The sequence below is a fragment of the Streptomyces sp. NPDC006393 genome (assembly GCF_040628575.1).
In the GTDB taxonomy this organism is placed as follows: domain Bacteria; phylum Actinomycetota; class Actinomycetes; order Streptomycetales; family Streptomycetaceae; genus Streptomyces.
Map to the genome: position 1 here is coordinate 1 of NZ_JBEXZD010000163.1, position 13382 is coordinate 13382.

General features: G+C 71.8%; 11 protein-coding genes and 1 pseudogene. 1 reads left to right on the forward strand and 11 read right to left on the reverse strand.

The window, feature by feature from the left end; translation table 11 throughout:
* The 11 genes and pseudogenes from ABZ484_RS36645 to uvrC all read right to left on the reverse strand — a co-directional run.
* A pseudogene (locus tag ABZ484_RS36645) lies at positions 1-252 on the reverse strand (glucose-6-phosphate isomerase); the annotation flags it as partial.
* A gap of 92 nt (positions 253-344) precedes the next feature.
* Positions 345-1622, reverse strand: a complete 1278-nt coding sequence (locus ABZ484_RS36650) for an MFS transporter (RefSeq protein ID WP_358870283.1) — start codon at positions 1620-1622, stop codon at positions 345-347.
* 137 nt (positions 1623-1759) lie between these two features.
* A complete protein-coding gene (locus tag ABZ484_RS36655; protein WP_004002138.1) occupies positions 1760-2047 on the reverse strand; it encodes an RNA polymerase-binding protein RbpA in 288 nt (95 codons plus the stop codon).
* A 307-nt stretch (positions 2048-2354) separates the two neighbouring features.
* Positions 2355-2591, reverse strand: a complete 237-nt coding sequence (gene secG, locus ABZ484_RS36660) for a preprotein translocase subunit SecG (RefSeq protein WP_358870284.1) — start codon at positions 2589-2591, stop codon at positions 2355-2357.
* Positions 2592-2698: 107 nt separating this feature from the next.
* Positions 2699-3475 (reverse strand): triose-phosphate isomerase, encoded by a 777-nt coding sequence (tpiA, locus tag ABZ484_RS36665; RefSeq protein ID WP_358870285.1) that lies wholly within the window; start codon positions 3473-3475, stop codon positions 2699-2701.
* 5 nt (positions 3476-3480) lie between these two features.
* A complete protein-coding gene (locus ABZ484_RS36670; protein ID WP_358870286.1) occupies positions 3481-4692 on the reverse strand; it encodes a phosphoglycerate kinase in 1212 nt (403 codons plus the stop codon).
* A gap of 268 nt (positions 4693-4960) precedes the next feature.
* Positions 4961-5968: a type I glyceraldehyde-3-phosphate dehydrogenase gene (gene gap, locus ABZ484_RS36675; protein WP_358870287.1), complete on the reverse strand. Its 1008-nt coding sequence runs from the start codon at positions 5966-5968 to the stop codon at positions 4961-4963.
* Positions 5969-6805: 837 nt separating this feature from the next.
* A complete protein-coding gene (gene whiA, locus ABZ484_RS36680) occupies positions 6806-7795 on the reverse strand; it encodes a DNA-binding protein WhiA (protein ID WP_218513052.1) in 990 nt (329 codons plus the stop codon).
* Positions 7786-8898, reverse strand: a complete 1113-nt coding sequence (gene yvcK, locus ABZ484_RS36685) for a uridine diphosphate-N-acetylglucosamine-binding protein YvcK (RefSeq protein WP_358870288.1) — start codon at positions 8896-8898, stop codon at positions 7786-7788. Before yvcK ends, whiA begins: the two co-directional genes overlap by 10 nt.
* The gene (rapZ, locus tag ABZ484_RS36690) at positions 8895-9923 is read right to left on the reverse strand and encodes an RNase adapter RapZ (protein WP_358870289.1); all 1029 of its coding nucleotides are present in this window, start codon (positions 9921-9923) and stop codon (positions 8895-8897) included. Before rapZ ends, yvcK begins: the two co-directional genes overlap by 4 nt.
* Positions 9920-11959, reverse strand: a complete 2040-nt coding sequence (gene uvrC, locus ABZ484_RS36695) for an excinuclease ABC subunit UvrC (RefSeq protein ID WP_358870290.1) — start codon at positions 11957-11959, stop codon at positions 9920-9922. The genes rapZ and uvrC overlap by 4 nt, the downstream gene beginning before the upstream one ends.
* Before the next feature lie 334 nt (positions 11960-12293).
* Here uvrC and ABZ484_RS36700 point away from each other — a divergent pair, with 334 nt between their 5' ends.
* Entirely contained in the window at positions 12294-13250 is a 957-nt protein-coding gene (locus tag ABZ484_RS36700; protein WP_358870291.1) for a hypothetical protein, read from the forward strand.
* Positions 13251-13382 lie beyond the last annotated feature (132 nt).

Consider the following 13382-nt stretch of genomic DNA (forward strand, 5'->3'; position numbering starts at 1 on the left):
CATCGCGTCCCGCAGCCCGGCCACGCCGGTGGCGGCGGCCAGCTCCCGCAGCAGCCGCAGAGTCTCGTCGGTGACCAGGTTCTTGGAGTAGTCGACGTAGAGGTCGCCGACCTGGAGGGTGTATCCGGCGCCGCGCCCCGGATCCGCCGCGAACAGGTCCCGCAGCCCTGTTCCGGCGAGCTGCTCACGATGCTTGGCCAGCGCGGCCCACTCGGGCCTCTGGTCGAGCCTGGTACGGCCGTCTGTGTTCATCTCGGGCTCCAGCCTTCTTTCCCAGCTGTCCTGGTGTGTCCTGCCCCGCTGCCGGTCCAACCTAGTTGATCGGCCGGTCGCCTGAGCCGGCGTCACGCCGCCTGCCGCGGGGGCACCTGCTGCTTCCGCGCAACCCCTCCTACGTACTGCCCGCGCGCGGGTATCAGTGCGGTGACGGACAGGACGAAGAACGCGGCCGTGAGCAGCGCCGGGGTGTTCGGCCCCCAGGCGGTGGCGACGGCGCCGCCGAGCAGCGCGCCGAGGGGCACACCGGCGACCGCCAGGGTCCGGAAGGCCGCGCTGACCCGGCCGAGCATGTCGGCGGGGCTGCGCTGCTGCATCAGCGTCGTGGTGTTGACGTTCCACACCATGCCCATCAGACCGAAGACGGCCAGCGCGGCCACCAGCGCGACCAGGCTGCGCACCGAGCCGATGACGAGCAGGGCGGCGATCTGCACCGTGCCGGCCAGGAACACGGCCCGTATGCGGCCAAGCCCCGCCACGATCCGGCTGTTGACCGCTCCCCCGGCCAGGCTGCCGACCGTGTAGGCGGTCGTCGCCGCCGCGTACCCCCCGGGGCCGGTGTGCAGCCAGCCGGTCACCAGGACGACCAGGGTGGCGATGAGGGCGCCCATGCCGACGTTGCACAGGGCCGTGGCGGTGCACAGCGCCCTGAGCGCCCGGTCCCGTCCGAGAGCGAGCAGGCCGTCGGCGATCTCGCGGCGCAGGGTGCTGCCCGCCGGTCTCGGCTTCGCCTCGGGCGTGCTCGTCCGCAGCGAGGCCACCAGGGCGGCGGCCACGAGGAAGGTGACGGCGTCGACGGCGAAGGGCGTGAACGCCGCGGCGGCGAGCAGCAGGGGCACGGCCGGACCGCCCAGCAGCCCGCCCGCGACGCGCTGCCCTGTCATCAGCCGGGCGTTGGCGCTGCCGAGCGCCTCGCGGTCCACGAGGGCGGGCAGCAGGGCCGTGGCGGCGTTGTCGAACAGCGTCTGGAGCGTGGTGAGCGCGAAGGCCAGGGTGATCAGCAGGGCGATCGAGGCGTGCCCGAGGGCGACGGCCACCGCGAAGCCGCCGACCAGCAGGCCGCGTACCGCGTCCACCGTCCACATCGCGCGCCGCTGGTCCACGCGGTCGGCGACGGCGCCGCCCAGCAGCCCGAAGACGATCCAGGGCAGATAGCCGCAGGCCGTGACCGAGGCGATGAGCAGGGGGTCATCGGTCAGCGACGCGGCCAGCAGGGGCAGCGCCGCCGTACGCAGCGCGTCACCGAAGCTGGACAGCACGGCGGCACTCCACAGCCGCCCGAACGCCCCGCGCCATGCGGCGCCCACCCCCGTCCCCGCTGCCCGCACCACCCCGGCCGTCGTCACGTCCTCGCCCCCCTCACGATTTCGCCTGATGCACAAACCGTAGAGGGCACCACTGACAATCGGTCCGCGGCGGCCTGCCGGCCGGGGAACGAAGCAGGTCCGGCTCCGCGCCCACGGGCACGGCCGGAGGTGAACTCCTAGATCTCGCCGCGCAGTTTGGCGAGCGCCTCGGCGAGGATCGCCTCGCCGTCCGCGTCGCTGCGCCGCTCCCGTACGTACGCCAGGTGCGTCTTGTACGGCTCGGTGCGCGGCGGGTCCGGCGGGTTGTCCCGGTCCTGACCGGCCGGGAAGCCGCAGCGCGGGCAGTCCCAGGTGTCGGGGACCTGCGCGTCGCTGGCGAAGCTGGGCTGCGTCTCGTGCCCGTTGGAGCACCAGAAGGAGATGCGCAGACGCGGCGCGGACTCGCCGCGCTCGGCCTCGCCCATCGGCCCCGCCCCGACCCGGCTTCCTCGGATCGCGTTGCCACTTGCCACGGTGTAACTCCCTGCGTGATGGTGCCGCGAAGCGAGTCGGCGTTCCGCTTCGCTGCGAGCGCCTCAGTCTACGTAAGGCCCAACGCGCGTCCAGTGATTGGAGTTGCCGGCCCCCACCACAGACGCAAGCCCCATGATAGGCCGCGCTCCGGAGCGCGTACCGGCCATGGGGCTTTACGTACGGAATGTGCGGTGTGCACCGGCCGGCGGCGGGCCGGCGGGACCGCGTCAGCTGCTGGATCGCGTCAGCTGGATCGCGTCAGCTGCTGGACTTCATCAGGATGCCGAGGACCACGATGCACGCGAACCACAGCAGGCCGATCATCACGGTGATGCGGTCGAGGTTGCGCTCGGCGACCGAGGAGCCGCCGACGGAGGACTGCATGCCGCCGCCGAACATGTCGGAGAGGCCGCCGCCCTTCCCCTTGTGCATCAGCACCAGCAGCAACAGCAACAGGCTGAAGACGATCAGGGCGATCGAGAACCCCAGAACCACGGCTGGACCAACTTCCTCGGATTCGGATGGACGACGGGGGCACGGCGCCTCGGCTGTGCCCCCGCCAGGGTACGACGTATCGCCGCTACCGCCTACTCACGTCCGGTTCACTGATCGCGGAAGCGGACGATCTTGACGAACTCGTCGGCGTCCAGCGAGGCGCCGCCGACCAGGGCGCCGTCGATGTCGGCCCGCGCCATGATCTCCGCGACGTTGCCCGCCTTCACGGAGCCGCCGTACTGGATGCGGACCTTGTCGGCCAGCTCCTGCGAGTACAGCTCGGCGATCTTGCCGCGGATCGCCGAGCAGACCTCCTGGGCGTCGTCGGCGCCGCAGACCTTGCCGGTACCGATGGCCCACACCGGCTCGTAGGCGATCACGACCGACTCCGCCTGCTCGGCCGGGAGGTCCTTCAGACCGCCCTCGACCTGGGCGAGGGTGTGGGAGACGTGGTTGCCCGCGTCGCGGACCTCCAGCTCCTCGCCCACGCACAGGATCGGGGTCAGGCCGTGCTTGTAGGCGGCCTTGACCTTGGCGTTCACCAGCTCGTCGGTCTCGTTGTGGTACTGCCGGCGCTCGGAGTGGCCGATCACCACGTAGGTGCACTTCAGCTTGGCCAGCATCGGACCGGAGATCTCGCCGGTGTAGGCGCCGGAGTCGTGCTGCGAGATGTCCTGGGCGCCGTACTTGATCTTCAGCTTGTCGCCGTCGACCAGGGTCTGCACGGAGCGCAGGTCGGTGAAGGGCGGCAGGACGGCGACCTCGACGGCCTCGTAGTCCTTGTCGGCCAGGGCGAAGGCGAGCTTCTGGACGTGGGCGATGGCCTCGAGGTGGTTGAGGTTCATCTTCCAGTTGCCCGCCATCAGCGGCGTGCGGGTGGTCATTGAGGTCAGTCCTCCAGTGCGGCGAGGCCGGGGAGCGTCTTGCCCTCGAGGTATTCGAGGGAGGCGCCGCCGCCGGTCGAGATGTGGCCGAACGCCGACTCGTCGAAGCCCAGCGTACGGACGGCGGCGGCGGAGTCGCCGCCGCCGACGACGGTGAAGCCCTTCGAGTCGACCAGGGCCTGGGCGACGGCCCGGGTGCCCTCGGCGAAGTCGGGGTGCTCGAAGACGCCCATCGGGCCGTTCCAGAAGACGGTGGCGGCGTCGGCGAGCTTCGAGGCGTACAGGGTGCGGGTCTCGGGACCGACGTCCAGGCCCTCCTGGTCGGCCGGGATGGCGTCCGCGGCGACGGCGGTCGGGTGGGCCGGGGCCTTGGTCTTCAGGTCCGGGAAGTCCGGCGAGACCAGCGCGTCCACCGGGAGCACCAGCTCGACACCGGTCTTCTCGGCGCGCTCGATGTACTCCTGGACGGCCGGGACCTGGTCCTCCTGCAGGAGGGACTTGCCGACCTCGTACCCCTTGGCCTTGAGGAAGGTGTACGCCATGCCTCCGCCGATGAGCAGCCGGTCGGCCTTGCCGAGCAGCTGGTCGATGACGGCGAGCTTGTCGGAGACCTTGGCGCCGCCGAGGGCGACGACGTAGGGCCGCTTGACGTCCTCGGTGAGCTTCTTCAGGACGCCGACCTCGGTGGCGATGAGGTAGCCGGCGTAGTGCGGCAGACGGGCCGGGAGGTCGTAGACCGAGGCGTGCTTGCGGTGCACCGCGCCGAAGCCGTCGCCGACGTAGACGTCCGCGAGGGCGGCCAGCCGGTCGGCGAACTCGCCGCGCTCGGCGTCGTCCTTGGAGGTCTCGCCGGGGTTGAAGCGCAGGTTTTCGATGACCGCGACCTGGCCGGGCTGGAGGCCGTCCACGGCGTCGTGGGCGGCGGGGCCGACGGTGTCCTGGGCGAACGCCACGGGCGCGCCGAGGAGTTCACCGAGCCGCTCGGCGGCGGGCAGCAGGGAGAAGGCGGGGTCCGGGGCGCCCTTGGGACGGCCGAGGTGAGAGGCCACGACCACCTTGGCGCCCGCCTCGGCGAGGGCCTTGACGGTGGGCAGCACGGCACGGATGCGGCCGTCGTCGGTGATGACACCGTCGGCCAGCGGCACGTTGAGGTCGGCGCGGACGAAGACCCGCTTTCCGTTCACGCCTTCGGAGAGAAGTTCGTCGATCGTCTTCATGGATGGGACTCCTGAGGAGGGGCTCTTGATCGTACGAGGGCTGGTCGATCCGCACGTCGGCCGGGGTCGTGGACCGGCACGGTACCGGCGCCGGCCGGCCCGCTGCCGGTGCGTCCGGCCCGCCGTGCGCGCGTCACGCCATGCGTGCGTCACGTCGCACGTGCATCACGCCGTACGTGCATCACGCCGTACGTGCGTCAGGGCTCGGACCGCGCGACGCTGCGCTGCCCGAGCCCTGGACTCACATCGAGGTGCCTGCTGGGTTCGATCAGAGCTGGTTGCCGACGAAGACCGTCAGGTCGACGAGGCGGTTGGAGTAGCCCCACTCGTTGTCGTACCAGCCGATGACCTTCACGTTCTTGCCCTCCTGGACCATGGTCAGGGAGGAGTCGAAGGTGCAGGACGCCGGGGCGTTGACGATGTCGGAGGAGACGATCGGGTCCTCGGTGTACTCGAGGATGCCCTTCAGCTCGCCCTCGGCGGCCTTCTGGAAGGCGGCGTTGACCTCTTCCTTGGTGACCTCGCGGGAGAGCTCGACGACGAGGTCGGTGACCGAGCCGGTGGGGACCGGGACGCGCATGGCCATGCCGTCCAGCTTGCCCTTGAGCTGGGGCAGCACCAGGGCGGTGGCCTTGGCGGCGCCGGTGGTGGTCGGGATGATGTTCTCCGCGGCGGCGCGGGCGCGGCGCAGGTCCTTGTGCGGGAAGTCCAGGATGCGCTGGTCGTTGGTGTACGCGTGCACCGTCGTCATCAGGCCCTTGACGATGCCGAAGTTCTCGTCGAGGACCTTCGCCATCGGCGCCACACAGTTGGTGGTGCAGGAGGCGTTGGAGATGACGTTGTGGTTCGCGGCGTCGTACGTGTCCTGGTTGACGCCCATCACGATGGTGACGTCCTCGTTCTTCGCCGGGGCGGAGATGATGACCTTCTTGGCGCCGCCGGCGATGTGCTTCTCGGCGTCTTCCTTCTTGGTGAAGATGCCGGTGGACTCGATGACGACGTCCACGCCCAGCTCGCCCCAGGGGATCTCGGCCGGGTTGCGCTCGGAGAGGACCTTGATGGTCCTGCCGTCGACGGTGATGGTGTCCTCGGTGTGCGAGACCTCCTGCTTGAGGCGGCCGAGGATGGTGTCGTACTTCAGCAGGTGAGCGGTGGTCGCGGTGTCACCCAGGTCGTTGACAGCCACGATCTCGATGTCTGCACCCTGCTCCAGCAGCGCGCGGAAGTAGTTACGACCGATGCGGCCAAAGCCGTTGATGCCTACGCGGATCGTCACGAACCGATCTCCTCGTTGGTACGCCGGTTTCGACGCCGGCGAGCTGTATTGGGATGTCCCCGACCACCCACGACCCTACCCCTCCGAGGCCCCTGAAGTGACATTCGGACGCTCCAGGAAAGGCACGGCGATCCATACCCGTCAGTAGAGACACGGGCCGCTCGCACGAGCGTCCGGATCACTCCATTTCGCTACGGATGTCGCTGCCGGGTTGACCGCATTGGTCACTCTTTCGTGAGCACCCCGGCTCACTTGTGAAATCCCGTCCGCGGACCGCTCCGCGGGCCCTGAAGAGGGGGCGCGGAAGGGGCCGTCCGGGGCCGCTGCCACCACCGGCCGACCGGCCGACGACGGGTGGCCGACGACGGGTGGCGGACGGCGCATGGGGACGGCGCGAGGGGGTGGCGCGCGGCGGATGGCCCGCCGCGGAGCGGCAGTTGATGCCCGGCGGACGACGAACTGTCGTCGTACCGACCCCACTTGCGGGAAGAGTCGCGGCATGCAAAGGGAGTTGCGGTCGAGACCGCCGCCCACCTGCCCGACGGGGCCCGAGACGACCCCGTCCAGGGCGAAGGCCCGCCCACACGCCACGGGCACCTGACGGGTGCGGAGGGTGGGGCCGGCCGGGGTGGGTGAGAGACCGGCCGAGGCGGGGGAGAGACCGGCCGGGGCGGGTGCCGGGCCGGGCGGCGTTGTGGTGCGACCGGTCGGCGTGGGGGCGCGGGCACTTGGTGGACCGCCGACCGCGACCATCCCCCGCGCACCGTGGACGACCACGGACAGCCCCCCGTGGCGGTCGGCGGTGGGCGTTCGTGGTCGCCGTGGCATGTACGCGGGTCAGCCCGCGAGGTTGTCCGCGAGTTCCTCGGTGAGGTTGGCCTCGGTGCCCGGGATGCCCAGGTCGGCGGCGCGCTTGTCGGCCATGGCCAGCAGCCGGCGAATGCGGCCGGCGACGGCGTCCTTGGTCAGCGGCGGGTCGGCGAGCGCGCCCAGTTCCTCCAGGGAGGCCTGCTTGTGCTCCATGCGCAGCCGGCCCGCCGCCGCGAGGTGCTCGGGCACGTCGTCGCCGAGGATCTCCAGGGCCCGGGCCACCCGCGCTCCGGCGGCGACCGCGGCGCGGGCCGAGCGGCGCAGGTTGGCGTCGTCGAAGTTGGCCAGCCGGTTCGCCGTGGCACGGACCTCGCGGCGCATCCGCCGCTCCTCCCAGGCCAGCACCGACTCGTGAGCGCCGAGACGCGTCAACAGCGCGCCGATGGCGTCACCGTCACGGACGACGACCCGGTCCACTCCACGCACCTCACGGGCCTTCGCGGCGATCGACAGCCGACGGGCGGCGCCGACCAGGGCGAGCGCGGCCTCCGGTCCCGGGCAGGTCACCTCCAGCGACGAGGAGCGGCCCGGCTCGGTGAGCGAACCGTGCGCCAGGAACGCCCCGCGCCAGGCGGCCTCGGCGTCGCAGGTGGCCCCCGAGACCACCTGCGGGGGCAGGCCGCGGATCGGGCGGCCCCGCCCGTCGACGAGACCCGTCTGGCGGGCCAGCTGGTCGCCGCCCGCGACGACGCGGACGACGTAGCGCGAGCCGCGGCGCAGCCCGCCCGGCGCCATCACGATCAGCTCGGAGCTGTGTCCGAAGATCTCCAGGATGTCCCGCTTCAGCCGCCGTGCCGCCATGGCGGTGTCCAGTTCCGCCTCGATCACGATGCGCCCGCTGACCAGGTGGAGGCCGCCGGCGAACCGCAGAATGGCGGATACCTCCGCCTTCCTGCAGCAGGTCCGGGTGACGGGGAGCCGGGAGATCTCGTCCTTCACCGCTGCCGTCATCGCCATGGGCCGATCCTTCCATGCATCCGAAAAATACGGTCGTACGCGGCGGCCAGCAGCTCCGGGTCATGCCGCGGAGTTCCGTCCCTCCGGGCCACCGGCGCCAGCTCGACCGCGGCGCCGAACCGCTTGGCGGCCTCGGTGAGCACTTCGCGGTCGGGCACGGCGGCCTCGTCGGCCAGCACCACGTCCAGGGCGAGTTTAGGGGCGTGTCGTCCCAAAACCTCCAAATGACGCTGCGGGGAGAAGCCCTCGGTTTCTCCGGGCTGCGGGGCGAGGTTCAGGGAGAGCACGCGGCGCGCTTTCGTCTCGGTGAGCGCGTCAAGAAGCTCGGGCACCAGCAGGTGCGGGATGACCGATGAGAACCAGGAGCCGGGGCCGAGCACCACCCAGTCCGCGTCCAGCACCGCCGCCACGGCCTCCGGGACGGCGGGCGGGTCGTGCGGCACGAGGTGGACGGACTGCACCTCGCCGGGCGTGAGCGCCACCGTGGCCTGGCCGCGGACGGTGTCCACGTCGTCCGGCCGCTCCGGGTCGTGTCCCTTGACCAGGGCCTGGAGCTCCAGCGGCACGGCGGACATGGGCAGCACGCGGCCGTGCGCGCCCAGCAGCTTGCCGACCAGGTCCAGGGCCTGGACGTGGTCGCCGAGCTGCTCCCACAGGGCGACGATCAGCAGATTGCCGACGGCATGGTCGTGCAGGTCGCCCTGGGAGGTGAAGCGGTGCTGGATGACACGGGCCCAGGTCTGGCCCCAGTCGTCGTCGCCGCACAGCGCGGCCAGCGCCTTGCGCAGGTCGCCGGGCGGCAGTACGCCCAGCTCGTCGCGCAGGCGCCCGCTGGAGCCGCCGTCGTCGGCGACGGTGACGACAGCGGTCAGGTCGCCGGTGATCCGGCGCAGTGCGGCGAGCGAGGCGGACAGGCCCATGCCGCCGCCGAGCGCGACCACCTTGGGCTGGGCACCGCGACGGCGCGGCCGGGCGCCCCGGGTCTCCGGGCCGGTCGCGCGCCCTTCGGTCGCCTGGCGGCCCGAGGCGGCGGACAGCCGGCCCGCTCGTCCCTCGGGCACCACCCGGCGCAGTCTGCTCAGCCGCGGAGTACGTCCGGTCACTCGCGCCCCATGTCCCGGTGGACGACGACGGTCTCCACGCCCTCGGCCGCGAGTCGTGCGGCGAGCTTCTCCGACATGGCCACGGAGCGGTGCTTGCCGCCCGTGCAGCCGATGGCGATGGTCACGTAGCGCTTGCCCTCGCGGCGGTATCCGGCCGAGATCAGCCGCAGCAGCTCGGCGTAGCGGTCCAGGAACTCCTTGGCGCCGGGCTGGTTGAAGACGTACCCGGCGACCTCCTCGTTGAGACCGGTGTACGGGCGCAGCTCCGGCACCCAGTGCGGGTTGGGCAGGAACCGCATGTCGGCGACCAGGTCGGCGTCGACGGGCAGGCCGTACTTGAAGCCGAAGGACATCACCGTGGCCCGCAGCTCGGGCTCCTCCTCGCCGGCGAACTGGGCGTCCATCTTGGCGCGCAGTTCGTGCACGTTGAGGCTGGAGGTGTCGATCACCAGGTCGGCGTCGCCGCGCAGCTCGCGCAGCAGCTCGCGCTCGGCGGCGATGCCGTCGACGATGCGGCCGTCGCCCTGCAGGGGGTGCGGGCGGCGCACCGACTCGAAGCGGCGCACCAGGGCGTCGTCGGAGGACTCCAGGAAGACGATCCGCCGGGTGACGTGCTTGGCCTCGAGGTCGGCCAGGGACTCGCGGAGGTTGTCGAAGAAGCGGCGGCCGCGGACATCGACGACGACCGCGATCCTGGCCACGTTGCCCTGCGAGCGGGCGCCGAGCTCCACCATGGTGGGGATCAGCGCGGGCGGCAGGTTGTCGACGACGAACCAGCCGAGGTCCTCCAGGCACTTGGCGGCCGTGGACCGGCCGGCGCCGGACATGCCGGAGATGATCACCAGTTCGGGGATGGCCGCGTCGGGGACGCCGGCCGTGTCGATGCCCGTACTCACCTGTGCTCCGTCTTTCCGGACCGCGGGCTGCCGCTGGTCCTCGCGTGGTTCCTGGCGGGCCTGATCCCGCGGCTGGGTGGGGTGCGCCTGTTCTCGCCGCTGTGCGGGCTGCTCGTCGTGCTCGGTCATGTCTCCTGGCCCCGTCGCTCGTTCCGGGCGCCCGTGGGAACGGGCTCCCCTGCGGCACCGGCCGTCGCTCCGGATGCCGCCTCTTCCACGTCTTCCATGATCTCTCCGGTCGCCGTGTTCACGGCGGGTGCGGCCGGGGCCGCCTGGGCGAGGGCCACGGCGATCGTCTCGGCCGTCTTGCGGCCTATGCCGGGGACCTCGCAGATCTGGTCGAGGGTGGCGGACCGCAGCTTCTTCACCGAGCCGAAATGCTTGATGAGCGCTCGCTTGCGGGTCTCGCCGAGGCCCGGCACGTCGTCCAGGGGGCCCGCGCGGAACCGCTTGGCCCGCTTGGTGCGCTGGTAGGTGATGGCGAAGCGGTGGGCCTCGTCGCGGACGCGCTGGAGCAGGTACAGCCCCTCGCTGGTGCGGGGCAGGACCACCGGGTCGTCCTCGCCGGGCAGCCACACCTCCTCCAGGCGCTTGGCCAGGCCGCACACGGCGATGTCGTCGATGCCGAGCTCGTCCAGGGCCCGCCGGGCCGCGGCGACCTGGGGCTGCCCGCCGTCGACCACGACGAGCTGCGGCGGGTAGGCGAACTTCCTGGGACGGCCTTCCTCGTCCTTGAGGTCGTCGTCCACCCACTCGCCGGTCTTCTCCTTGTCGGCCAGATAGCGCCTGAAGCGCCGGGTGATCACCTCGTGCATGGAGCGGACGTCGTCCTGCCCCTGGAAGCCCCTGATCTGGAAGCGCCGGTACTCGCCCTTGCGCTGCAAGCCGTCCTCGAAGACGACCATGGAGGCCACCACGTCCTCGCCCTGGAGGTGGGAGATGTCGTAGCACTCGATGCGCAGGGGGGCGCTGTCCAGGTCGAGGGCCTCGGCGATCTCCTCCAGGGCGCGCGAGCGGGTGGTCAGGTCGGAGGCGCGCCTGGTCTTGTGCAGGGCGAGCGCCTGCTGGGCGTTGCGCTGCACGGTCTCCATGAGGGCCTTCTTGTCGCCGCGCTGCGGGATGCGCAGGGACACTCCCGAGCCGCGGCGGTCGGTGAGCCACTGCTGGACCGGCTCGAGGGGGTCGGGCAGGGCGGGGACGAGGACCTCCTTGGGCACGGCGTCCCCGCTCTCCTCGCCGTACAGCTGTTGCAGCGCGTGCTCGACCAGGGCCCCGGTGGTGACCTCCTCCACCTTGTCGGTGACCCAGCCGCGCTGACCGCGCACCCGTCCGCCGCGCACGTGGAAGATCTGCACGGCCGCTTCCAGCTCGTCCTCGGCGACGGCGATCAGGTCGGCGTCGGTCGCGTCGGCGAGCACGACCGCGTTCTTCTCCATGGCCTTCTTCAGGGCCTCGATGTCGTCGCGCAGGCGAGCCGCCCGCTCGTACTCCATCTCCTCGGCCGCCTGCGCCATCTGCTGCTCCAGGCGGCGCAGGTAGGTGCCCGTGCGGCCGGCCATGAAGTCGCTGAACTCCTCGGCCAGCTCCCGGTGGTCCTCGGCGGAGATCCGGCCGACGCAGGGGGCGGAGCACTTGCCGATGTAGCCGAGCAGGCAGGGGCGTCCGGTGCGGGCGGCGTTCTTGAAGACGCCGGCCGAGCAGGTGCGCACGGGGAAGACGCGCAGCAGCAGGTCGACGGTGTCGCGGATGGCCCACGCGTGCCCGTACGGGCCGAAGTAGCGCACGCCCTTCTTCTTGTGGCCGCGCATGACCTGGACGCGCGGGAACTCCTCGTTCATCGTCACCGCGAGGTAGGGGTAGCTCTTGTCGTCGCGGTACTTGACGTTGAACCGGGGGTCGTACTCCTTGATCCAGGAGTACTCCAGCTGGAGGGCCTCGACCTCCGTGGACACCACGGTCCACTCCACGGACGCGGCCGTGGTGACCATGGTGCGGGTGCGCGGGTGGAGGTTCGCCAGGTCCTGGAAGTAGTTGGCCAGGCGCTGGCGCAGGCTCTTCGCCTTTCCGACGTAGATCACCCGGCGGTGCTCGTCCCGGAATCGGTAGACCCCGGGAGAGTCCGGGATGTCTCCCGGTTTGGGGCGGTAGCTGGAGGGGTCGGCCATGTCTCACACCCTACTGGCGAGGAGTGACAGCGCGGCGAGCCTGTGGACAACGCGCTCGGCACCGGCCTCGCCGGGAGCACTCCGCTCCCCCGGCCCGGGGCGCGGCGCCCCTCGGCGGGGCGCGGACTCCCCACCGCGGGGAGCGCGGGCTCACCGCCGCGAGGGGTACGGACTCGGCCAGGAGTACGCCGCCGTCCCGCCTCAGGTGTTGTCGGGACTTGGGCAACACGCTTCAATGCGGGGGAAGTCGGGGCCGCGGGGGTGGTCCCTGCGACTCGCGTGAACGGTCTGACCAGCCGTTGTGCACCCCGCACCTTCACAGAAAGGCCCGTGCATGCCGCACGCCTCCCAGCAGACGGACGTCGCCACCGCGGAACTGGACACGGCCCTGCGGGGCGGCCCCTTCCATGTGGCGCTGCGCGCCGCGATCGCCGCCCGCGGGCTGCCGCTGCAACGCGTGCAGCACCATCTGTCGCGCTACGGGGTCCGGGTCGGCGTCACCAGCCTCAGTTACTGGCAGCAGGGCGCCAGGCGCCCGCAGCGCCCGGAGTCGCTGCGGGCCGTACGGGCCCTGGAGGAGATACTGCGGCTGCCGGACGAGTCCCTGATCCGGCTGCTGGCCGAGAACGGCGGGGACCGGGAGCACCCGGCCGCCGGGCGGCCCTCCTCACGCTCCTACCGCTCCTTCGTCGAGGCCTCCGGTGTGCTGCGCCGGCTGCTGGCGGATCTGGACACTCCGCCCGACGGCGGACTGCAGACCCTCGGGCACCACGAGCGCGTGCGCATCGGGGCGCGCCGCGAACTGGCCGGGCGCGAATCGCAGCACATCGTGCGCGCCCTGCGGGACGGTGTGGACCGGTTCGTCGCCGTCCACCACGGCGATCCGGGCTGCGTGCCGGAGCGGATGGCGGTGCAGGCGCTGGAGAACTGCCGCACCGGACGCGTGCGCCGGCACCACGACACGGGGGTGCTGGTGGCCGAGTTGCTCTTCGACACCAGGCTGCGGGCCGGCGACACGTATCTCTTCCGGTACGGCGTCGAGGACGGCACGGCCGGTGTGTCGCGCGAGTACGTCCGGGGCTTCGACTCGGCGGGCGGGCAGTACGCCCTCCAGGTGCGGTTCGACGCCGGTGCCCTCCCGGTGCGCTGCCACCGGTTCACCCAGCACTCCGCCGCGGCCCCGCGCAGCGACCGGCAGGAGCTGCCGGTGAGCGAACGGCACCGTTCGGTCCACCTGGTGGAGCCGCGGGTCCGGTCCGGGATCGTGGGGATCGGCTGGGACTGGGACTAGGGCCGGTCCGGCGGATCATGGCGCAGACGCGGGGGCTGGCACGCCCTCCCCCACTGCCTTGACGGCGTGGGGGGACCCCCAGCGGCGTTGTCGTCGGTTGCCGACTCCCCCACGCTCGAACGAGCTCGCGCG